Origin of the sequence: Streptomyces dengpaensis (assembly GCF_002946835.1) — a bacterium.
Taxonomy (GTDB): domain Bacteria; phylum Actinomycetota; class Actinomycetes; order Streptomycetales; family Streptomycetaceae; genus Streptomyces; species Streptomyces dengpaensis.
This window is the reverse complement of sequence record NZ_CP026652.1, coordinates 4,046,997-4,068,900: the sequence shown is the minus strand read 5'-3', so window position 1 is coordinate 4,068,900 and position 21,904 is coordinate 4,046,997. Positions and strand designations below refer to the sequence as shown.

Here is a 21,904-nt window from a genome sequence, read left to right as displayed (position 1 = left end):
CTTCCTCAACTCTGCTTTGGGTCGTGAGACGCGAGGGCATCCCCCTGTCACGCAAGAAGCGCACAGCGAGAGGAACGGCCCACGGGGGGTCGCTTCGGGGGAAGGGAAGGAGGGTGACGCCATGATCATCGGCATCATCCTGGCGGTCGTCTGCATCGTGCTCGTCGTGGCCTTCGCGGCCATCGGCCGGAGCCAGAAGAAGGTCTCGGTCTCGAAGGGGAACCGCCGTCGCTCGCACGGCCGTTCCTCGTCGGACAGCGGGGACAGCAGCTGGCGGGCCGCCGGGGCGGGCGGTGCCGCGTCCTGCGGCGGAGGTTCGTCGTCCGACGGAGGTTCTTCGTCCTGCGGGGGCTCGTCCTCCGGGGGCGGGTCCTCCTGCGGCGGCGGGGGCGGATGCGGCGGAGGCAGCTGACACGGGGCAGCTGAGCTCCCAGCGGGACAGCGCATCCGCGCACAGCACGGAGAAGTGCCCGTCAGACAACAGGTGCCGACGGGCACTTTCGTGCACTGTGTGTCCTTTTGTAACCTTGCGTGACCTCGAGTGACCGCATCCGGTGCTTGTGGGCGCGTGTCGGGTGACGGGTTTCTCGACGCGTGCTTTCGTGCGCCGGGCGCACGCCGCGGTTGAACAGATGAGCTGTGGAGCCCTCGGGGGGATGGAAACCCCACGAAGTTGGGTAAAAACGCTGTGGCGGCCCCACAGTTCATGATTCCCTCTAAATCACCAACGCAGCCCCGGGCCGACAAGGCCTCTTGTCCTTCCTGGCCGGGCTGACCGGGCCGTTCCCCCGGTGCCGACCGGGTGCGCGGGACCCTCACCTCACCTTTGCGTGCTAGCGGAGCCGACCCATGCTCACGACCCTCACCACCTCGTACACCGACACGCGCGCGGCCGATCTCGCCTGGACCCTGGGCCGCGAGCCGCTGCCGGCCCTCGCCACGCTCGACCTCGAACTCGACGGAGCGAAGCTCCAGTTGAGACTGCTCGGCGCCTCCCACCAGGTGCTCCTGGAGGAGGAGCGGGGCAGTTGCTCGGAGACCGTCGCGTGCATCCCCGGCAGCAGCACACCCCTGCCGCTCGGCGTGGCCAAGCGGGTCGGCGACTGGGAGTACGAGTTCGCGGCGCGCGTCGAGGTGCTCTCCCCCGGCTCGTTCACGGGCCGCGCCGAGGAGTTACTGGCCCTCGTCTCCGACCACCCCAACGGCCTCGCCGGCGTCTTCCCCGGCAGCCCCAACGCCTTCACCGCGATGCTGGCCCAGCGCCACGAGGGCCAGGTCCACTGGCGCACCTGGCACGCCTACCCGCAGGACGGCCAGTTGGTGGCGACGCGGACGAGGGTGGGGGTACGGGATCCGGCGGCTCTGTGACGTACGTGCGCTGGAGATCTTCCAGCCCATCCGGCGTTTGAGGACGAGCGCGGAGCGCGACAGCGGGGGTCTGGGGGCGGCAGCCCCCAGGGCACGCCTACCCCAACTCCGGGGTACTCCTAGGGGAAACGGATCCACACGTGTGGGTGACGAGGCGCCCCGCCAGAGTGACGTAGCGTTCGCAGCGTGATCGAACCGCACGCGCCCGCTCCTCCCGGCGCGCCGCCGCCCTGGGGCGTCCAGGGTCAGGCGCGGCTGCCCGTCCGCCCGGGCATGGGGCGGTTCCTCGTCCTCGCCGGAGTATTCGTCTGTGCGGCGTGTGGACTCGTGTACGAACTCGAACTCGTCGCCCTGGCCGCGTACTTGATGGGGGATTCGGTCACCCAGGCCTCCGTCGTCCTGTCCGTCATGGTCTTCGCCATGGGGGTCGGCTCCCTCGCCGCGAAGCGGCTGCGTCCGCGCGCCGCGGCCGGGTTCGGCGCGATCGAGGCGGCGCTCGCGCTGGTCGGCGGCTGCAGCGCGATGGCGCTGTACGCGGTGTTCGCGTGGACGGGCGACTGGGGCGGCCTCTGGGCGAACGGCCCCCGCTGTCTGCTGGTGGCCTTCTCCCTCACCATCGGCCTGCTGATCGGCGCCGAAATCCCCCTCCTCATGGAACTGATACAGCGCATCCGCCGCCAGGACCCGGGTGGAGCGGTGGCGGACCTGTTCGCGGCGGACTACGTGGGCGCCCTGGTCGGAGGGCTGGCCTTCCCCTTCCTCCTGCTGCCGACTTTCGGCCAGCTGACGGGCGCGCTGCTCACCGGCGCGGTGAACGCGGTGGCGGGCGGCGCCCTCGTACTGGGCCTGTTCCGCCGGGACGTGACCCGCCGCGTCCGCTGGATCCTGCTCGTCGCCAATCTCCTCGTCCTCGGACTCCTCGCCTCGGCCGCGGTGCTGGTCGACGACTTCGAACGGGCCGCGCGGCGCGCGGTGTACGGGGCGGACGTACGGGTCGCGCTCCAGACCGAGGTCCAGGAGGTCGTCCTGACCGGCGGCACCCACGGCCGGCCGCTCAACCTCTTCCTCGACGGCCGCCTCCGGGTCAGCGGCCGCGACGAGGACCGCTACCACGAGGCGCTCGTGCACCCCGCGATGAACGGCCCCCACGCACGCGTGATCATCCTCGGCGGCGGCGACGGCCTCGCGGCGCGCGAGGTCCTGCGCTACCCCGGGGTGCGCAGTGTCGACGTGGTCGAACTGGACGCGGGCGTCGTGCGGTTGGCGCGCCGCGACCAGGCGCTGGCGGAGCTGAACGGCCATGCGTACGACGACCAACGCGTGCACGTCGTGACGTCCGACGCCTTCCGCTGGATGCGCGGCGCCCCGTCGACGTACGACGTGGTGATCTGCGATCTCCCCGACCCGGGCATCACCGCGAGCGCGAAGCTGTACTCGCAGGAGTTCTACGGCCTCGCGCTCCGTGCCCTCGCCCCCGACGGCCGTCTGGCCGTGCACGCGGGCCCGGTCTCCTCCCGGCCGCGGGTCTTCTGGACGGTGGACGCGACGATCCGGGCGGCCGGTCTGTTCACCGCCCCCTACCGCGCGGGCGGCCGGCACTCCGGCTTCGGGGCGGGCCCCGACCGCACGGCGGGCGGCGCGTCGAAGGCGCCGGGCGACTGGGGTTTCGTCCTGGCCTCGCGTACGGGCGTTCGCCTGGGCCTTCCGCCGCACGGACCGCGCCCGCGCACGCTGACCGCCGAGGCCCTGGCGGCGGCCGCCCGGGAGACCGCCCGCACCCGCGTTCCGGACCTTCCGCCCTCCACACTGGTGCATCCGCGGTACGCCGACTGAGGCGGAGGCGGGGGAATCCCGTGATACGAGGGTGCGGTTCGGGCCATGCTGGGTAGGCTCGGCAGACATGGAGCATGAGGTGTTCGTTCCGGTTCCGTCCGAGCGGCTGCGGGAGGCGCTGGCCGATCCTGTACGGGTGGCCCGGGCGGTTCCCGGCCTCCAGCAGGACGCGGGGACGCCGCCCGTCTCCGGACGCCTGAAGGTCCGCGTCGACGGCCATACGATCACCTACCGCGGCGCGCTCCACGTCACCGCCCAGGACGACGGCACCTACGCCGTCGAGGGCGACGCCACCGAGGCCCGCGGCGCCGGCTCCGTGAAACTCGCCCTCGCACTCCGCCTCCTCCCCGCCGACGGCGGCACCACCCTCACCTTCGGCGGCACGGCGTCCGGCGACGGGCGGGTGGCCGAACTGCCGACGGAGGCGGTGGCCTCGGCGGGGGCGCGGCTGCTGAGCCGGTTTGCGGAGAACTTGGGGGTGGGGGTGGTGGCGGAGCCTGGGGCTCCTCAGGAGGTGAAGTCCGTGTCTGAGACGGAGCCCGCCTCGGAAACCGAGCCCGCCTCGGAAACCGAGTCCGTCTCGGAGAGCGAGACCGAGTCCGAGACCGAGTCCGCGTCTGTGTTCGACGCCGAGGTGCCGCCTCCGTCGCTCGATCCGCTGGTGGATGACGAGCTCGTGCGGGAGGAGTTCGTGATGGAGGGGGAGCCGGACGGGGAGGATGCGATGGCTGAGGCGGCGCATGCGCGGCGGACGATGATCGGGCGCAGTGCGGAGGAGGTGGACCACGCTCCTCCGCGTGGCCGCTACGCTCCCGTGCCGCCGCCGGAGGCCACCGCCGCCCGGGCCACCCTGCGCTGGGCTGCGCCGGCGGCCGCCCTGGCCCTCGCGTCGGCCATCGCCCTGACGCGGGCCCTGCGTAAGCGCCGCTGAGTGTTTTCGCCCCCTCCGCCCCTACCCTCCCCCATTCTCGGCTTCTCCCCCAGTGCCTCAAGGGCCTGGGAGGTACCCCCAGAGCGGGGGGACCCCCATCGTGCCTGGGGGCTGCCGCCCCCAGACCTCCGCTGTCGCGCTGACGCGCTCGTCCTCAAACGCCGGACGGGCTGCAACTTTCCAGCCCCGGCCGGCGGAGCTCCAGGTGACCGCCGCAGTAGGGTCAACTCCGTGAGTAACGAAGAGATCACGCTGACCGCGGGCGACGCGGAGGCGACCGTGGCGCCGGCCAACGGCGGTCGGATCAGAAGTCTGCGCATCGGCGGCGTCGAACTGCTGCGGCAGGGCGTCAAGTTCGGCTGCTTCCCGATGGTCCCCTGGTGCGGAAGGATCCGCGACGGCCGGTTCCTCGACGGCGCCACCGTCCAGCAGATGCCGCTCAACTCCCCGCCGAACGCCATCCACGGCACGGCGAGGGACGGCGCCTGGAACACGGCCCGCGTCACCAAGGACGAGGCCGCGATCACGTACGACCTCGTGGCCCCCTGGCCCCACCCCGCCCGCGTCACCCAGGTCCTCACCCTCACCGAGGACGGCCTCACGCTCACGATGTCCGTGGAGACGTACGAGGACTCGTTCCCCGCCCAGATCGGCTGGCACCCCTGGTTCAACAGGAACCTGGGCGGCGAGGACGTGCGCGTCTCCTTCGACCCCGCCTGGCAGGAGGAACGCGGCGACGACCACCTGCCCACCGGGCGGCGCACCGAGCCGAAGCCCGGCCCCTGGGACGACTGCTTCGGCATGCCGGACGGCGTCGACGTGACGCTGACCTGGCCGGGGCAGCTCGAGCTGAAGGTGGCCAGCCGCGAGGAGTGGGTCGTCGTGTACGACGAGCAGGAGGCCGCCGTGTGCGTGGAGCCCCAGACCGGGCCGCCCAACGGACTGAACTCCCAGCCCCGCCTGGTCACCCCCATCGAGCCCCTGGAGGCATCCACGACCTGGAGCTGGCGGCGCATCTAGCTATAGCTAGGCCCTGTCGTCAAACTCCCTCCCCCACTGCCTTATGGGCGTGGGAGGTGCCCCCAGCCCCGCGACGCCCTGCACGCTCCCCCACTGCCTTGAGGGCGTGGGAGGTGCCCCCACTCGCCGCACCGGGCCCAGGCCCGAGTACATCCAGTACGAGGGCCAGGCCCGGCACGCCGAGAGCACGCACCTACAGCGACATCAGCCGCTCCGCGGCGGGCGCGAGGCCCGCCCTCCGGGCGGACGACGGGAGTGTGACGACAGGACCTAGGCTGGCTGACATGAGTGACGTACGTGGCGCGCTGCTGCAGCAGATCAAGGACAAGGCCGTGGTGCACGGCAAGGTGACCCTTTCCTCGGGTCTTGAGGCCGATTATTACGTGGACCTTCGCCGGATCACGCTGGACGGCGAGGCCGCTCCGCTCGTCGGGCAGGTACTGCTCGACCTCACGGACGAGCTGGACTTCGACGCGGTGGGCGGGCTGACCATGGGCGCCGACCCGGTGGCCGCGGCCATGCTGCACGCGGCCGCCGCGTGCGGACAGCGCCTCGACGCCTTCGTCGTCCGCAAGGCCGCCAAGGCGCACGGCCTGCAGCGTCGCGTCGAGGGTCCGGACATCAAGGGCCGGCGCGTCCTCGTCGTCGAGGACACCTCGACCACCGGCGGCTCCCCGCTCACCGCCGTGGAGGCGGTCCGCGAGGCCGGCGCGGAGGTCGTGGCCGTCGCGACGATCGTCGACCGTGCCACCGGCGCCGCCGAGAAGATCGAGGCGGGAGCCGGAGTGCCGTACCTCTTCGCGTACACGAAGGACGAGCTGGGACTCGACTGACGGCACCCTCCGGGACCCCGCCGGACACGGGGTCCCGTAACCCGGACACGGTGTCTGGAGCATCCGGCCAAGTCTGGAAAGATGGGGACGACGATGACGTCGCCCCCCTAGGTCAGGGCCGAAAGCACCAGTCCCGTCGTACCGCATGAGCGGTACGCAGACCCGCACATACAAGGAGCGGACAGATGCCCATCGCAACCCCCGAGGTCTACAACGAGATGCTCGACCGGGCGAAGGCAGGCAAGTTCGCCTACCCGGCCATCAACGTGACTTCGTCCCAGACCTTGAACGCTGCGCTGCGCGGCTTCGCGGAGGCCGAGAGCGACGGCATCATCCAGATCTCCACCGGTGGTGCGGAGTTCCTGGGCGGCCAGTACAACAAGGACATGGTGACCGGCGCCGTCGCCCTCGCCGAGTACGCGCACGTCATCGCCGCGAAGTACGACGTCACGGTCGCGCTGCACACCGACCACTGCCCCAAGGACAAGCTGGACGGCTACGTACGTCCGCTGCTCGACATCTCCGCCGAGCGCGTCGCCAAGGGCGAGAACCCGCTGTTCCAGTCGCACATGTGGGACGGCTCCGCCGAGACCCTCGCCGACAACCTGGAGATCGCCCAGGAGCTGCTCGCCAAGGCCGCCGCCGCGAAGATCATCCTCGAGGTGGAGATCACCCCGACGGGCGGCGAGGAGGACGGCGTCAGCCACGAGATCAACGACGAGCTGTACACCACCGTCGAGGACGCCCTGCGCACCGCCGAGGCCCTCGGCCTGGGCGACAAGGGCCGCTACCTGCTCGCCGCGTCCTTCGGCAACGTGCACGGCGTCTACAAGCCGGGCAACGTCGTGCTCCGCCCCGAGCTCCTCAAGGACCTCCAGGAGGGCGTCGCCGCCAAGTACGGCAAGGCGAACCCGTTCGACTTCGTCTTCCACGGCGGCTCCGGCTCCACGGCCCAGGAGATCGCCACCGCGCTGGAGAACGGCGTCGTGAAGATGAACCTCGACACCGACACGCAGTACGCCTTCACGCGTCCCGTCGCGGACCACATGTTCCGCCACTACGACGGCGTCCTGAAGGTCGACGGCGAGGTCGGCTCGAAGAAGATGTACGACCCGCGGACCTGGGGCAAGCTCGCCGAGGCGAGCATGGCCACGCGTGTGGCGGAGGCGTGCGCGGCGCTGCGTTCCACGGGCACCAAGCTCAAGTAGGAACCGCCCGAGCGGTCACCATCTGCGTGAGGGCCTGGCACCACGTGGTGCCAGGCCCTTTCCGTATGCTCCGGGATCCGTCCCTCCGTATGCTCCGAGGTATGGCTGCCGCTCCGCAGGAGACACCGCAGGAGAGACCAGGCGGGCAACCGGACGTACGGATCGCTTCGCGCAAGGGCAAGTGGATCCTGCTGACCACCGTCCTCGGCTCCAGCATGGCCCTGCTCGACTCGACGGTCGTCAACGTCGCGCTGCCGCGCATCGGCCGTGACCTGGACGCGAGCCTCGCGGCCCTCCAGTGGACCGTGAACGCGTACATGCTGACGCTGGCCGGTCTGATCCTGCTCGGCGGGTCGCTCGGCGACCGCTTCGGGCGGCGCAAGGTCTTCGTCGTGGGGGTCGTGTGGTTCGCCGCGGCCTCGCTGCTGTGCGGGCTCGCGCCGAACGGCGGTGTACTGATCGCGGCGCGCGCCCTGCAGGGCATCGGCGGCGCACTGCTCACACCCGGTTCGCTCGCGCTCATCCAGGCGTCCTTCCATCCCGACGACCGGGCACGGGGCGTCGGCCTGTGGTCGGGCTTCGGGGGCATCGGCGCGGCGGTCGGCCCGTTCCTGGGCGGCTGGCTGGTGGACGGCCCCGGCTGGCGCTGGGTCTTCCTGCTGAACATCCCGGTCGCGGCGCTGTGCGTCCCGATCGCGATCCGGCACGTCCCCGAGTCGGCGGAAGGGCGGGCGCACGGCCGGGGCTTCGACGTGCTCGGCGCGGTGCTCGGCGCGCTCTCGCTCGCGTTGGTGACGTACGCGCTGATCGAGGCGCCCAGCGGCTCGGTGCTCGTCTGGGTGACGGCGGTCGCGGGTGTCGCCGCGGGGGTCGCGTTCGTGTACGTCGAACGGCACCGGTCCGATCCGATGATGCCGCTCGACATCTTCGCGTCGCGCCAGTTCACGGTCGTGAACCTGGTGACCGTGTGCGTGTACGCGGCCTTCGGCGGGTTCTTCTTCCTGACCGCACTCCAGCTCCAGGTGGTCTCGGGCTATTCGGCTCTGGGGGCGGGTACGGCGCTGCTGCCCACGACGGTGTTGATGCTGCTGTTCTCCGCCCGCTCGGGCGCGCTCTCCCAGCGCATCGGGCCGCGCATCCCGCTCACGGTGGGCCCGCTGCTGTGCGCGGCGGCGATGCTGCTGATGCTGCGGGTGGGCCCGGACGCCTCGTACGTCATGGACGCCCTGCCCGCGATCGTGGTGATGGGGGCGGGCATGGTGACGCTGGTCGCGCCCCTGACCGCGACCGTCCTCGGCTCCGTGGACACCGCGCGGGCGGGCCTGGCCAGCGGGATCAACAACGCGGCGGCCCGCGCGGCCGGGCTCATCGCCGTGGCCGCGCTGCCGCTGCTCGCCGGGATGGGCCCGGAGGCGTACCGCTCGCCGGCCGCCTTCGGCTCCGCCTTCCATCGGGCGATGCTGTGGTGCGCGGGCATCCTGGTGATCGGAGCGGCGCTGGCCTTCGCGACGGTACGCCGTCTGCCACCGGACTGCCGGCGCCCCGAGTGCCGGATACACGGCTGCGTGACGGCGCCGCCGCTGGAGGGCGGCCGGCCGGCTGCGGCTTCCGGCGCGGGGCCGGGTTCTTCGGGCTCTGCAGGTTCTGGTTCCACGGGTTCCACGGGTTCTACGGGTTCTACGGCTTCCGGTGGTGGGCCGGCTTCGTGATCGTGCCGGTGCTGTCAGCTGCCGATGTCGCGGCCGACGCCGGCGGGGGCGCTGCCGCGGAACCGGTCGTTCCATGAGAGCCGCGGGCAACCGTTACCGATCACGCCCACTTGCAGCAGACTGGAACCCATGACGATTCACGAGAACCTCCTCGGGGGACCGCCCCCGACCCACCTGCCCGACGACCCGGAGCCACGCGAGCTCCTCGCGAACGGCACGGCGCCCGCCGATGTCGCCGCGAAGTACCCGACGTCCTCGCTGGCCTGGGCCCAGCTGGCCGACGACGCGTTCGAGCGGGGCGCGGCAGTGGAGTCGTACGCCTACGCCCGTACGGGCTACCACCGCGGCCTGGACGCCCTGCGCCGCAACGGTTGGAAGGGCCACGGCCCGGTGCCTTGGGAGCACGAGCCGAACCGCGGTTTCCTGCGCGCCCTGCACGCCCTCGCCCGCGCCGCGCAGGCGATCGGTGAGCAGGAAGAGTACGAGCGCTGCAGCCAGTTCCTGAAGGACTCCTCGCCCACGGCGGCCCAGACGCTGGGCTAGCTTTCGCGTGTGTCCGCGCAGGTCCGCTTGGTGTGACCAGGCGGACCTTGCGGTTTCAGGGGACGATGTAGAGGATGCCGGGTGGGGACCGGGGCCCCCGTGTCGGCATCGGCAGGGGCGGACCGCTACCCGGAGCACATTGCAGGAGACAGCGATGTCCCACCAGGCTCAGCCCGCATCGGCTCAGGAGCCCGAGACCCCGCATCTCGATCAAGGGCCCGAGACCCCGCATCTCGACTTCGCAGGTACGACGCCGTACGAGGACTACGTCCAGGCGGACGTCCTGACCCACCTCCAGCACACCCTCTCCGACGACCCCGGAGAGATGGTCTTCCTGGTGACCACCCAGGTCATGGAGCTGTGGTTCACCGTCATCGTGCACGAGTGGGAGACCGCGGCGCGCGCTCTGCGGGCGGACCGGGTGCCGGTCGCGATCGACGCGCTGAAGCGGTCCGTACGGGAGCTGGAGGCGCTGAACGCCTCCTGGAAGCCGCTCGGCCAGCTCACGCCGGCCCAGTTCAACTCGTACCGCTCCGCCCTCGGCGAGGGCTCCGGCTTCCAGTCGGCCATGTACCGCCGGATGGAGTTCCTGCTCGGCGAGAAGTCCGCGTCCATGCTGGTCCCGCACCGGGGCGCGCCGCGCGTGCACGCCGAGCTGGAGAAGGCCCTGCACGAACCGAGCCTGTACGACGAGGTGCTGCGGCTGCTCGCCCGGCGCGGGCACGCGATCCCGGAGTCCGTCCTCGGGCGTGACGTGTCCTTGCGCTATGAGCCGTCGGCGGAGGTCGAGGCGGTGTGGACCGCCCTCTACTCCGGTGACGCGAGCGATGAACTCGCCCGTCTCGGTGAGGCGTTGACCGACGTCGCCGAACTGGTCTGGCGCTGGCGCAACGATCATCTCGTCGCGACGCGTCGTGCGATGGGCGCGAAGGCGGGCACGGGTGGCTCCGCCGGGGTGGCCTGGCTGGAGAAGCGCGCGCAGAAGAACGTGTTCCCCGAGCTGTGGACGGCGAGGTCGCATGTCTGAGGTGGCGGTGAGTCCGTCCGCCAAGGCGGAGAAGCTGGACGCGGCCGATGAACTGGCCGCGCTGTGCTCGGAGTTCGTGCTTGACGATGTCGTGTACCTGGACGGGAACTCGCTCGGCGCGCTGCCGGTGGGGGTGCCCGGGCGGGTCGACGACGTGGTGCGCCACCAGTGGGGTGAGCTGCGGATCCGCTCCTGGGAGGAGAGCGGATGGTGGACGGCGCCGGAGCGGGTCGGCGACCGGATCGCGCCGTTGGTCGGTGCGGCGCCGGGGCAGATCGTGGTGGGCGACTCGACGAGTGTGAACGTCTTCAAGGCGCTGGTGGGGGCGGTACGGCTGGCCGGGGGCGGGGGCGGGGGCGGGGGCGGGGGCCGGGACGAGATCCTGGTGGATGCCACCACCTTCCCGACGGACGGGTATATCGCCGGGTCGGCGGCGCGGTTGACGGGGTGTGAGCTGCGGCCGGTGGCCCCGGCGGAGGTGCCGGGGGCGGTGGGTCCGCGTACGGCGGCGGTGCTGCTGAACCACGTCGACTACCGCACCGGGCGGCTGCACGATCTGCCGTCGCTGACGTCGGCGATTCATGCGGCGGGGGCGCTGTCGGTGTGGGACCTGTGCCATAGCGCGGGGGCGCTGCCGGTGGGGCTGGACGAGCACGGGGTCGACCTGGCGGTCGGCTGCACGTACAAGTACCTGAACGGCGGCCCGGGTTCACCGGCGTACCTGTACGTCCGCAGCGACCTGCAGGAACGCTTCGACTCGCCGCTTCCCGGCTGGAACTCGCACGCGGACCCCTTCGGTATGAGTCCGTCGTACGCTCCTGCTCCGGGCGCGCTGCGGGGGCGTGTGGGTACGCCGGACATTCTGTCGATGCTGGCCCTGGAAGCGGCGCTGGAGGTGTGGGAGGGCGTCTCGATCGACTCCGTCCGTAGGAAGTCCCTCGCCCTCACCGACTTCTTCCTGGAGTGCGTGTCCGCGTACGTCCCCGAGGGCCGGGTGGAGTCCCTGACGCCGGCTGCCCACGCGGAACGCGGGAGCCAGGTCGCGTTGCGCTGTGCTGACGCGGGCAGCGTGATGAAGCGCCTCATCGAGCGGGGGGTGGTGGGCGACTTCCGTCATCCTGACGTGCTGCGGTTTGGGTTCACTCCGTTGTATGTGGGGTTCGGGGATGTGGAGCGGGCTGCGAGGGTGCTGGGGGAGACGCTGGGGTAGTTCTCTCTGCCCGCGGTTCGCTGTCCGCCGGTGGGTGGGTCGGGGCCGTGCCGGTACATCCGCCCGTCGTGGCCGGTGGATCAGACGTTGGATTACAGGAGCCGTCTCCAGATCCGGACGGGGCGACGGGCATGTGATGTACCGGCACGGCCCCTCCCGTGCGCTGGCGACCGCGGGTGCGTGGGGGCGTGCCACCTCCAAACCCCGTCCGGCGAAGCCCCTCCACTCGTCCGGCGAAGCCCCTCCACTCGTCCGGCGAAGCCCCTCCACTCGTCCGGCGAAGCCCCTCCACCCGTCCGGCGAAGCCCCTCCACCCGTCCGGCGAAGCCCCTCCACCCGTCCGGCGAAGCCCCTCCACCCGTCCGGCGAAGCCTCTCCGCCCGTCCTGCATGCGAGGCGGCGGCAGCGGCGGATTCCCGCTCAGCACTGTCCAGCGCGGCTGATGGATCACCAGGCCAGCTGGGCGATCTCCTCGGCCACCACCGCGCACGCGTCCGCCGCCGGGTCGATCAGGGGGAAGTGGCCGACATCCTCCAGGAGCGTCAGGCCGACCACCTCACCCGCCTTGGCGGCGGCGTCGGCGTACGCCTCGGCGACCGCCTGCGGGACGACGATGTCGGTGCGGCCCTGTACAAGGGTGGTGGCGATGCCGGTGGGGAGGAGCTGAACCGGGTCGGCGTACGGCAGGCGCTCCGCGAACGCACCGTCCCCGCCCAGGAGTTGACGGGCCGCCCCGCTGCAGACGTCGAGCTTGTCCGCGAGCTGGAAGTCCGCGATGGGGGCGAGGGCGACGACGCCGCGCAGGAGGGCGGGCCGGTCGGTGCGCCAGGGGGCGTTGGCGGGCAGGACATGCCGGGCGGCGGCCCACAGGGCGAGGTGGCCGCCCGCCGAGTGGCCCGTGACCACCGTGCGGCGGGGGTCGGCCTGCGGGAGGCTCTCGCGTACGAGGGCGGGCAGCGCGTCGAGCGCGGCCGCGACGTCGTCGAAGGTGTCCGGCCAGCGGCCCGCGACCGGGCCCGCGCCGGTGTCCTCAGCGCCACGGCGGTACTCGACGTTCGCCACGGCGAAACCACGGCGGGCCAGGAAATCCGCGAACGGGGTGACGTGGCGGCGGTCGTACGGGGCACGCCAGGCGCCGCCGTGCAGGATGACTACGAGGGGGGCGAGGACCGCGGGGTCGGGCTCGCGCGGGGCGTAGAAGTCGATGATCTGGTCGGGGTGGTCGCCGTACGCGACGGTGACGTCGGGGTCGACGGGCGGGTGCGAGAAGGCTGACGCCTCTTCCGCCGCGTCGCGCTGTACGGCGTCGTCGTGCCGGGCTGCGGCGTCGTCCTGCATGCTCCAACCTCTCAGCGGTGAAACGGATTTGGCGGACCAGGGAAGAGTTCGGCCGTTGGCAGGGGACGGTATCAGGCCTGTGACGTGCGTCTACACGGGGTTGTCACGCTCGGTGAGGGTTAAACGGTTCTGTCGTCTCGTTACGCTGAAGGTAGCGTCCGCATACCCGGCCGAAGGAGGTCGTCATGTCCGCCGAACCCGGCACCGTACGTCCTGGGGGCCGTACTGCGCGTGTCCGTACGGCCGTGTTGCGGGCTGCCGGGGATGTGCTCGCCGAACAGGGGTTCGCGCATCTCGATCTGGCCGATGTGGCACGGCGGGCCGAGGTGGGGAAGACGACGGTGTACCGGCGGTGGGGGTCGGTGACGGGGCTGGTCGCCGATCTGCTCAGCGATATGGCCGAGCAGTCGGTTCCCCGTACGGAGACGGGGAGCGTGCTCGGGGATCTTCGGGCCAATGCCGCGCTGGTGCGGCGGACGCTGGCCGATCCTCGGCAGGGGGCCTTGTTCCGGGCGGTCATCGCCGCGGCGACGTCCGACTCTCGTACGGCGGAGGCCTTGCGGCGGTTCTATGAGGTGCGGGTCGCTGAGTGGGTGCCGTGTGTGGAACAGGGGGTCGCTCGCGGGGAGTTGCCGGTGGGGACCGATGCCGCGCTCGTCGTTCGGGCGGTTTCGGCTCCCCTCTACTACACCCTGCTCACCACCGGGGTGGCTCCGGATGCCGCCGCCGCCGACCGTGCGGCCGAGGCCGCCGTTGCCGCCGCGGCGGCTGGGGTGTACGTCGTCGGGTGACCCTGCGCGGCGGTATGGGCCAGCCGGGTTTTCGCCCCCTCCGCCCCTACCCTCCCCCACTCTCGGCTTCTCCCCCAGTGTCTTAAGGGCCTGGGAGGTACCCCCAGAGCGGGGGGGGACCCCCACCGTCCCTGGGGGCTGCCGCCCCCAGACCCCCGCTTCGGCCTGAACGGCCTCGTCCTCGAACGCCGGACGGGCTAAAGAAGACCACCTTCGCCGGCCAGGGTGGAGGCGCGGCGGGGTGGGCGGGAGAGGCGGAGGAGTCGGGGTGGGTGGGGGGTGCGGTTCGTCGTCTCGTCCTCGAACGCCGGAAGGGCTGAAAAACCACCTTCGCCGGCCGGGGTGGGTGGGGGCGCGGCTGGTTGCGCCGCCCGCGAACGCCGGACGGGCTAAAAGGTCTGGGCGCGCGCCCCTACGCACCCGCAGTCGCCAGCGCACGGGAGGGGCCGTGCCGGTACATCACATGCCCGTCGCCCCGTTCGGATCTGGAGACGGTTCCTGTAATCCCACGTCTGATCCACCGGCCACGACGGGCGGATGTACCGGCACGGCCCCGACCCACCCACCGGCGGACAGCGAAAGGACGCCCGCCCCCTACCCGTAGTACCTGAGACGGATCCACAAGGACCCTCCTCGCAGGTGACGACCAGGACCCCCACGACGCCCTACCTTCGTGAGCGTGACCGAGACGACCCAGACGCAGACCGCACCCCCGGGCGGGCGCTCCAAGCCGCGCAGCCCGGAGTACCGGCTCGCCGCAGACGCCCTGCGCGGTCTGCGCCAGGACAACGGCCCGGCGCCGGCGACGAGCCTGACGAAGTCCACGCACGGCGCGGGGCACGGCATCACGGGCATGCGTGAGCGGGTCACGATGCTGGACGGCGAGATGACGGCGGGCGAGACGGACGACGGGGGATACGAGGTGGCGGTCTTCCTGCCGGTACCGGCAGCGGAGGAGTCCGGATGACGAACGGCACGAACGGTACGACCGGCGGCTCGACGGACGGCACAACGGGCCGGACGACGGACGGGACAACGGACGGGACGACGGACGGGACAACGGACGCCACCATCCGCGTCCTGATCGCCGACGACCAGGTCATGGTCCGTGAGGGCTTCTCCGTACTGCTCGGCGCGATGCCGGACATCGAGGTTGTCGGCGAGGCGGTGAACGGCCGGGACGCGGTCGAGCGGATCCGCGAACTCGCCCCGGACGTCGTCCTGATGGACATCCGTATGCCGGAGATGAACGGGATCGAGGCGACCCGGGAGATCGTCGCCGCGGACGGTGCCGCGAAGGTGCTGGTGCTGACGACGTTCGACCTCGACGAGTACGTGTACCAGGCGCTGCGCGCGGGAGCCTCCGGCTTCCTGCTCAAGGATGCCTCGGCGCGCCAACTCGCCGACGGGGTCAGGGTGGTGGCGGCCGGCGAGGCGCTCCTCGCGCCCTCCGTCACCAGGCGACTGATCACCGAGTTCTCCAAGCTGGCGGACGCGCCCCGGCTCCCGGCCACGGCGCGGGCGGCGTACGGCGACCTGACCGAGCGGGAGACCGAGGTGCTGGTCCTCATCGCCCAGGGGCTGTCGAACGCGGAGATCGCGGGGCGTCTCGTCGTCGCCGAGTCCACGATCAAGACCCATGTGAGCCGCATCCTGGTGAAGCTGGGCCTGCGGGACCGCACGCAGGCGGCGGTGTTCGCGTACGAGGCGCGGCTGGTGACGCCGAGGTGACGGGGGAAGGGGACTCACGGTGAGACCCCCTGGCCGGACCCCCTGGCCGGACCCCCAGGCCGATGAAGGGGCAGTCGCGGTGAGACCCCCCTGGTCAGAGACGGGGACGCCGGGCTAGCGTCCCGGCATGGCAGCCTTCGACCCCTGGGACCCGGCGTTCGTCGCGGACCCCTACCCCGCTTACGGCGAGCTGCGCGGTCGCGGTCGCGTGCACTACTACGAGCCCAGCAACCAGTGGCTGGTCCCGCGCCACGCGGACGTCTCGGCGCTGCTGCGGGACCGCCGCCTCGGCCGGACGTACCAGCACCGCTTCGCGCACGAGGACTTCGGGCGCACGGCGCCGCCGCCCGAGCACGAGCCGTTCCACGTCCTGAACGACCACGGAATGCTCGACCTGGAGCCGCCCGACCACACCCGTATCCGGCGCTTGGTGTCGAAGGCGTTCACTCCGCGCACGGTGGAGCGGCTCAAGCCGTACGTGCACGGCCTGGCGGACGACCTGGTGTCGGCTCTGGTGGAGGCGGGCGGCGGCGATCTGCTCACGGACGTGGCGGAGCCGCTCCCGGTGGCGGTGATCGCGGAGATGCTCGGCATCCCGGAGACGGACCGCGATCAGCTCCGCCCCTGGTCGGCGGACATCTGCGGGATGTACGAGCTGAACCCGTCGGAGGAGACGGCGGCGAAGGCGGTGCGTGCGTCGGTCGGGTTCACGGAGTATCTGCGGGAGCTGATCGCGGCCCGCCGTACGGCACCCGGTGACGACCTGATCTCCGGTCTGATCGCGGCGTACGACGAGGGCGACCGGCTGACGGAGCAGGAGATGATCTCGACCTGCGTGCTGCTGCTGAACGCGGGGCACGAGGCGACGGTGAACGCGACGGTGAACGGCTGGTGGGCGCTGTTCCGCCACCCCGAGCAGCTGGCGGCCCTGCGTGCGGACCACTCCCTGATCCCCAGGGCTGTCGAAGAGCTGATGCGCTACGACACGCCCCTCCAGCTCTTCGAGCGCTGGGTCCTGGAGGAGATCGAGATCGACGGTACGACCATCCCCCGGGGCGCGGAGATCGCCCTGCTCTTCGGCTCCGCCAACCACGACCCGGAGGTCTTCGCCGAGCCGGGGCAGCTGGATCTGACGCGCGAGGACAACCCGCACATCTCCTTCAGCGCCGGCATCCACTACTGCATCGGCGCGCCGCTGGCCCGGATCGAGCTGGCGGCGTCGATGGCGGCGTTGCTTGAGAGGGCGCCGACGCTGCGGCTGGTCGCGGAGCCGAAGCGGAAGCCGAACTTCGTCATCCGGGGGTTGGAGGGGGTGAGCGTGGAGGTGGGGTGATCAGCCGTTCGGCTGATCGCCGAGCGATTCCGACCGATCGTCGCGAGTGGCTTGCCAAGCTGGTGCCTGCCTGTGATGGGGGGGGCACCATGACGGTTATGGCAGAGCGCACGTCGTCTCAGATGTCCGTGGCAATGTTCGAGCGGATCGCCGAATTCGCCGCCCATGAGGACGAGACCGTCAGTTTCGAGTTCATCGGCGGACGGATCGGGGTCAAGAAGGTGACGAATGGCAACCACGGCGAGATCGCGATGTGGTTGGTCTTCCAGTGCAAGCAGGCGCGGCCCGAGCTCACCCTCAACACGACGAATCAGGGGCTGAAGGTCGAGGCGTACCGCAGGGGGCGCGCCCGGCCCGACGCCCTGCTCGCACCAGTGGGTCACTTCGGTGGACAGGGCGACTGGGCCGACGCCAAGGGCGTGCTGATGGCGGTCGAGATCACGTCGTACGACGCGGACACCCACAACCGCGACCGGCTGGAGAAGCCCCGGACCTACGCGGAGGCAGGCATCCCGGTCTACTTGCTGATCGACCGCGACAACCTCTCGATCCTCGTGCACAGCGACCCCGACATGGAAGACGGATACCGGGACATCCACGTGGTCCGGCTCGGCGGCAAGGTGACTCTCCCCGACCCTGTCGGCATCGAACTCGACACCGAGGACCTCAAGCAGTACGTCGACTGAACTCCGACGGCGGCCTGCGCGCGTTGTCCCATGGTGGGAGCTGACCCGCACAGGGCGCCGGGAGGGTTCCCTCCAGATGGTGATGACGACATTGTCCGGGCGGTGATGTCAGCCGGTGGTGATGTCCCGCCGCCGCAGTCCCGCGAGCCCCGCGGCCGTCAGCGCGACGGCGATGGCCGTCAGAACCACCACCGGCATCCACGCCATCTCGCCGCCCGGCAGCTTGGGAAGGTGACCGAAGGGCGAGAGGTTCATGACGGTCTGGGGGACGTTGAGGGCGGGGCCGATTTCCAGCCGAGGAGGAGGGCGAGGCCCGCCGCGGCCCAGGAAGCGGGGGCGAGCTGAGGGGAGACCCCGTACAGCAGTAGCGCCAGCGCGCCCAGCGCCCAGATCGCCGGCAGCTGGACGAGGCAGGCGCCGAGGATGGCCCCGAAGTCGTCGCCGTAGCCGAGGGCCAGACCGAGGCCGCCGAGCAGCATGATGAGGACGGTGCCGCCGAAGGCGATGGCGAGATGCCCGGAGGCCCAGCTCAGCCGGCCGACCGCGTTCGCCAGGACGGGTTCGGCCCGCTGGGAGGTCTCCTCGCCGTGCAGCCGCAGCACGGAGGACACCACGTACAGCGCGGCGACCATGCCCAGCATCCCCACCATCGTGGCGAGGAAGGCGTCCGTGACCCCGGACTGCCCGCCCATCCGCTCGATGATCTCGCGGGTCTTGTCGTTGTCCCCGACCAGGTCCGAGGCCCCCTTCGTCATCCCGCCGAACGCGGCCCCGGCGGCAAGGAACCCGAGGCTCCAGCCGAGCACGGCACCCCGTTGCAGCCGCCAGGCCAGCGCCCCGGCCGTACCGAGCCGCCCGGCGGCGGGTCCCGGCCGGGTCGGCAGGAAGCTCATGCCGATATCGCGCCGCCCGGCGAGCTCGTAGGCGGCCGCGCCCTGCACGGCGACCGCCGCGATGAACAGGAGCAGCACCCACCAGCGTTCGTCGGCGAAGGACCGCATCTCCTCCAGCCATCCCACCGGGGAGATCCAGGTCAGGGGCGACGATCCGTCGGTCGTCGCGGAGTCGCCGACCGCCTTCAGGACGAAGGCCGCGCCGAGCAGCCCGCCCGTCAGCCCCTTCGCGAGCCGCGCGCTCTCCGTCAGCTGGGCGACGATCGCCGCCATCGTGGCGAAGACCATGCCGACCCCGGCGGTGGCGAGACCAAGCGCCAGTGCCCCGGAACCGCCCTGCCCGGCGAGCCCGCCCGCGATCAGCAGCGCGAGGGCGCCGTTCGCGACGAACGCCGCCAGCAGCGCGGCCGTCAGCGGGGCCCGGCGTCCCACCATGGCCGACGAGATGAGTTCCTGCCGCCCGCTCTCCTCCTCGTCCCGGGTGTGCCGTACGACGATGAGCAGGCTCATGATCGCGGCGAACACCCCGGCGTAGGCGCCGATGCGCCAGGCGGTGAGTCCGCCGAGCGAGTCGCTGAACACCGGTCCGTACATGGCGCGCAGGGAGCTGTTGCCGAGCATCTGCTGTGCCACGTCGGCGCGTTCGGCCGGGGTGCTGTAGATGGTCTCCAGCGAGTTCGGCATGGAGACCACCATCAGGCCGATCACGCCGGCCCAGAGCGGCATCATCAGGCGGTCGCGCCGCAGCGCGAACCTCAAGAGCGTCCCGGTTCCGGCCAGTTGGCGGGATCCCCGGGGCTCCGCCCGTACGGCCGAGGTCGCGGCGGTCATCGGGCCATCGCCCCTTCCGAGGGGGCCGCGGCCCGTACGTCCTCCTGGTAGTGCCGCAGGAAAAGCTCATCCAGCGTCGGCGGCGTCGAGGTCAGCGACCGTACGCCCGACTCGGTGAGGGAGCGCAGTACGGCGTCCAGCTTGTCCGTGTCGACCTGCAGCCGCACCCGCTGTCCCCGTACGTCGAGGTCGTGCACGCCGGGCAGCGACGCCAGCCCGTTGGGCGGGCCCTCAAGTTCGGCGGTGACGCTCGTACGGGTCAGGTGGCGCAGGTCGGCCAGGGAGCCCGTCTCCACCGTGACGCCCTTGCGGATGATGCTCACGCGGTCGCAGAGTTCCTCGACCTCGCTCAGGATGTGGCTCGACAGCAGGATCGTGCGGCCGCGCTGCCGCTCCTCCTCCACGCACCGCTGGAAGACCTCCTCCATCAGCGGGTCGAGGCCCGAGGTGGGCTCGTCGAGGATGAGCAGGTCGACGTCCGACGCGAAGGCGGCGACGAGGGCGACCTTCTGGCGGTTGCCCTTCGAGTACGTGCGCCCCTTCTTGGTGGGGTCGAGCTCGAAGCGTTCGATCAGGTCGGCGCGCCGGGCCTTGTCCAGGCCCCCGCGCAGACGGCCGTACAGGTCGATGACCTCGCCTCCGGAGAGGTTGCGCCACAAGGTCACGTCACCGGGGACGTAGGCGACCCGGCGATGCAGTTCCACCGCGTCCGCCCACGGGTCCCGGCCCAGCAGTTGCGCCGCGCCCGAGTCGGCGCGCAGCAGGCCCAGCAGGACCCGGATGGTGGTGGACTTCCCGGCGCCGTTCGGGCCGAGGAAGCCGTGGACCTCGCCGGTCTCGACGTCCAGGTCGAGACCGTCCAGAGCGTGCGTCTTGCCGAACGACTTGTGCAGTCCGGAGACGGTGATTGCCTTCGTCATGGTTCAGAACGTACGTTACGTTCAGAAATTTGTGAAGTTAAGGAAGCATATAAAAGCAGGGATAGACTTGAGAACGGCGTACGACCAGGGGAGATGATCGAGGGATGGCAGAGCCGACGGCGGCGGGGCGGGACGCGGAAGCGGTCTCGCGGTTCGTCGAGCACTTCGCGGCGCAGATGGTCGAGGCCGGGATGCCACGGATGGCGTCCCGGGTCTTCGGGGCGCTGCTCGCCTCCGACACGGGCGCCCTGACCTCGGTCGAGCTCGGCGAACAGCTGCAGATCAGCCCGGCGGCGGTCTCCGGCGCGGTGCGCTATCTGGCACAGGTGCACATGGTGTCGCGCGAGCGGGAGCCCGGTTCGCGCCGGGAGCGGTACCGCGTGCACAGCGACCAGTGGTACGAGGCGCTCACCAACCGCGAGGCGATCATGAAACGCTGGGAGGACGCGCTGCGCGAGGGGGTCGCCAGCCTGGGCGCGGACACCCCGGCGGGCGCCCGGATCGCGGAGACCCTCGCCTTCTTCGAGTTCATGGAGGGGGAGGTCGAGGCCATGATGGAGCGCTGGCGGGCGCACCGCGCGGAGACATTCGGGGGGAACTGAAGGGGTTTCAGCCCGTCCGGCGTTTGAGGACGAGTGCGAAGCGCGACAGGGGGTCTGGGGGCGGCAGCCCCCAGATACGGGACGGGCAGGGGCGGAGGGGGCGAAAACCCGCGGCGCTCACCCCCCGCCGCTCACCCCGCCGGCAGCGTCAGCCCCCACGCCCCCTCCCGCACCGTCCACGTCCGCGTCCGTACGGGCCCGCCCACCACCGCATCCGCCCGGTACCGGAAGTCCGCCCCGGACACGGTGACCCGCCGCCCCACGACCCGCAGGGGCGCGGCCTCGGCCCCCACGGACACCGGCCGGACCTCCACGTCCGCCGCCCCCGACACCCCGGGCGCCACGGACACCCCCGCGACCGGCTGATCCAGGTCCACCACCAGCACCCCGTCCACCTCCACCCGCAGCCGCGCGGGCCCGGGCCCCGGCACGGAGGCCAGGCGGGCGGGACGCGCGGCGAGGGTGCGGACCAGGGTCTGGCACGTGCGCAGCCAGGGGTTGGCCGACGCCGCGGCAGGCGCCGCTGGGGACGGTGCCGACGGGATGCGGAGCGCGCGCAGCACCACCCCGTCGCTGTCGTCCACGAGCAGGTCGAGCCGCCGCTCGGCCCCGTCGAGGACGGCCCGGGCCGCCGCCACGGCCCCCGTCGGCACGCCGAGGGAACGGGCAAGGGACAGCACACCCCCCACCGGCACCAGCGACAGCGCGCACGCGGCGAGCTCCCGCTGCCGGTGGAGGAGCGACACCGCGCGCAGCAGGGCCCGGTCGTCGCCGACCACGACCGGTCGGCGGGACCCTCTTCGGGTCAGCGCCCGGGCGAATTCCTCGGGCCCGTCCGGCAGGCACACTTTCGTCGCCGCACCCGCGCTGAGCACGTCTTTCGCGATCCGTACAGACTCGCCGTCCGTCCGTCGGGCGACCGGGTCGATGACCACCAGGAGCTGGTCGGAAGCCGCCACCTCGGTCATGCCTCGCTTCCTCGGGTAGCATCTTTGTGCAAGAGCCCCTTGCGCTATTGCGCCAGGGGCTTCGTCTATTCCGGGGCATCCGGTGGGACGGTCGCGGCCAAAGGAGGTCGCCGGCGTACGCAGCCGTAT

Annotated in this window: 19 protein-coding genes and 2 pseudogenes; 17 read left to right on the top strand and 4 right to left on the bottom strand. The window is 71.5% G+C overall.

From position 1 onward, the window contains the following. Positions 1-121: 121 nt before the first annotated feature. From C4B68_RS18625 to kynU, 11 genes are all read left to right on the top strand, one after another. Positions 122-412, top strand: coding sequence for a hypothetical protein (locus tag C4B68_RS18625; RefSeq protein ID WP_099504859.1), 291 nt, complete (start codon positions 122-124; stop codon positions 410-412). Positions 413-849: 437 nt separating this feature from the next. Next, a complete protein-coding gene (locus tag C4B68_RS18620) occupies positions 850-1,368 on the top strand; it encodes a DUF2617 family protein (RefSeq protein ID WP_099504858.1) in 519 nt (172 codons plus the stop codon). Between the two features lie 186 nt (positions 1,369-1,554). Then, positions 1,555-3,201, top strand: a complete 1,647-nt coding sequence (locus C4B68_RS18615) for a polyamine aminopropyltransferase (protein ID WP_099504857.1) — start codon at positions 1,555-1,557, stop codon at positions 3,199-3,201. Positions 3,202-3,268: 67 nt separating this feature from the next. Continuing rightward, entirely contained in the window at positions 3,269-4,132 is an 864-nt protein-coding gene (locus C4B68_RS18610) for an SRPBCC family protein (protein WP_099504856.1), read from the top strand. A 231-nt stretch (positions 4,133-4,363) separates the two neighbouring features. Next, a complete protein-coding gene (locus C4B68_RS18605; protein ID WP_099504855.1) occupies positions 4,364-5,152 on the top strand; it encodes an aldose epimerase family protein in 789 nt (262 codons plus the stop codon). A gap of 284 nt (positions 5,153-5,436) precedes the next feature. Next, complete coding sequence (gene pyrE / locus C4B68_RS18600; protein ID WP_099504854.1) at positions 5,437-5,985, top strand: orotate phosphoribosyltransferase; 549 nt, start codon at positions 5,437-5,439, stop codon at positions 5,983-5,985. A gap of 185 nt (positions 5,986-6,170) precedes the next feature. After that, positions 6,171-7,193, top strand: coding sequence for a class II fructose-bisphosphate aldolase (gene fbaA, locus C4B68_RS18595; RefSeq protein ID WP_099504853.1), 1,023 nt, complete (start codon positions 6,171-6,173; stop codon positions 7,191-7,193). A gap of 101 nt (positions 7,194-7,294) precedes the next feature. Then, positions 7,295-8,902, top strand: a complete 1,608-nt coding sequence (locus C4B68_RS18590; RefSeq protein ID WP_099504852.1) for an MFS transporter — start codon at positions 7,295-7,297, stop codon at positions 8,900-8,902. A 129-nt stretch (positions 8,903-9,031) separates the two neighbouring features. Continuing rightward, positions 9,032-9,445 carry a DUF3151 domain-containing protein gene (locus C4B68_RS18585; protein ID WP_099504851.1) on the top strand — a complete coding sequence of 138 codons (414 nt, stop codon included), beginning with the start codon at positions 9,032-9,034 and terminating at the stop codon, positions 9,443-9,445. Between the two features lie 154 nt (positions 9,446-9,599). Then, positions 9,600-10,472 (top strand): tryptophan 2,3-dioxygenase family protein, encoded by an 873-nt coding sequence (locus tag C4B68_RS18580; protein ID WP_099504850.1) that lies wholly within the window; start codon positions 9,600-9,602, stop codon positions 10,470-10,472. After that, the gene (gene kynU / locus C4B68_RS18575; RefSeq protein ID WP_099504849.1) at positions 10,465-11,682 is read left to right on the top strand and encodes a kynureninase; all 1,218 of its coding nucleotides are present in this window, start codon (positions 10,465-10,467) and stop codon (positions 11,680-11,682) included. The genes C4B68_RS18580 and kynU overlap by 8 nt, the downstream gene beginning before the upstream one ends. Before the next feature lie 447 nt (positions 11,683-12,129). Here kynU and C4B68_RS18570 read toward each other — a convergent pair whose 3' ends face one another. Continuing rightward, on the bottom strand, positions 12,130-13,020 hold the full coding sequence (locus C4B68_RS18570; RefSeq protein ID WP_099504848.1) for an alpha/beta hydrolase: 891 nt from the start codon (positions 13,018-13,020) through the stop codon (positions 12,130-12,132). Positions 13,021-13,205: 185 nt separating this feature from the next. On the opposite strand from C4B68_RS18570, the gene C4B68_RS18565 reads away from it, so the two are divergent. The 5 genes and pseudogenes from C4B68_RS18565 (at position 13,206) to C4B68_RS18545 (ending at position 17,561) form a co-directional block, all read left to right on the top strand. Then, positions 13,206-13,811, top strand: coding sequence for a TetR/AcrR family transcriptional regulator (locus tag C4B68_RS18565; RefSeq protein WP_099504847.1), 606 nt, complete (start codon positions 13,206-13,208; stop codon positions 13,809-13,811). A gap of 772 nt (positions 13,812-14,583) precedes the next feature. Then, positions 14,584-14,778, top strand: a pseudogene (locus C4B68_RS18560) (ATP-binding protein); the annotation flags it as partial. Next, on the top strand, positions 14,775-15,542 hold the full coding sequence (locus C4B68_RS18555; protein ID WP_257217460.1) for a response regulator: 768 nt from the start codon (positions 14,775-14,777) through the stop codon (positions 15,540-15,542). The pseudogene C4B68_RS18560 and the gene C4B68_RS18555, both read left to right, overlap by 4 nt. A gap of 127 nt (positions 15,543-15,669) precedes the next feature. Then, positions 15,670-16,875, top strand: coding sequence for a cytochrome P450 (locus C4B68_RS18550; RefSeq protein WP_099504846.1), 1,206 nt, complete (start codon positions 15,670-15,672; stop codon positions 16,873-16,875). Between the two features lie 89 nt (positions 16,876-16,964). Continuing rightward, positions 16,965-17,561 (top strand): Uma2 family endonuclease, encoded by a 597-nt coding sequence (locus tag C4B68_RS18545; RefSeq protein WP_099504845.1) that lies wholly within the window; start codon positions 16,965-16,967, stop codon positions 17,559-17,561. A gap of 108 nt (positions 17,562-17,669) precedes the next feature. Here C4B68_RS18545 and C4B68_RS18540 read toward each other — a convergent pair. Together C4B68_RS18540 and C4B68_RS18535 are read right to left on the bottom strand one after the other, a co-directional pair. After that, positions 17,670-19,285 (bottom strand): annotated as a pseudogene (locus C4B68_RS18540) (ABC transporter permease). Beyond that, positions 19,282-20,205 carry an ABC transporter ATP-binding protein gene (locus tag C4B68_RS18535; protein ID WP_099504844.1) on the bottom strand — a complete coding sequence of 308 codons (924 nt, stop codon included), beginning with the start codon at positions 20,203-20,205 and terminating at the stop codon, positions 19,282-19,284. Before C4B68_RS18535 ends, C4B68_RS18540 begins: the two are co-directional and overlap by 4 nt. 104 nt (positions 20,206-20,309) lie before the next feature. Between C4B68_RS18535 and C4B68_RS18530 the strand changes: the two genes are divergently transcribed. Then, positions 20,310-20,807, top strand: coding sequence for a GbsR/MarR family transcriptional regulator (locus C4B68_RS18530; protein ID WP_099504843.1), 498 nt, complete (start codon positions 20,310-20,312; stop codon positions 20,805-20,807). Positions 20,808-20,938: 131 nt separating this feature from the next. On the opposite strand, the gene C4B68_RS18525 is transcribed toward C4B68_RS18530, so the two are convergent. Further along, on the bottom strand, positions 20,939-21,775 hold the full coding sequence (locus C4B68_RS18525) for a diacylglycerol kinase family protein (RefSeq protein ID WP_099504842.1): 837 nt from the start codon (positions 21,773-21,775) through the stop codon (positions 20,939-20,941). Positions 21,776-21,904 lie beyond the last annotated feature (129 nt).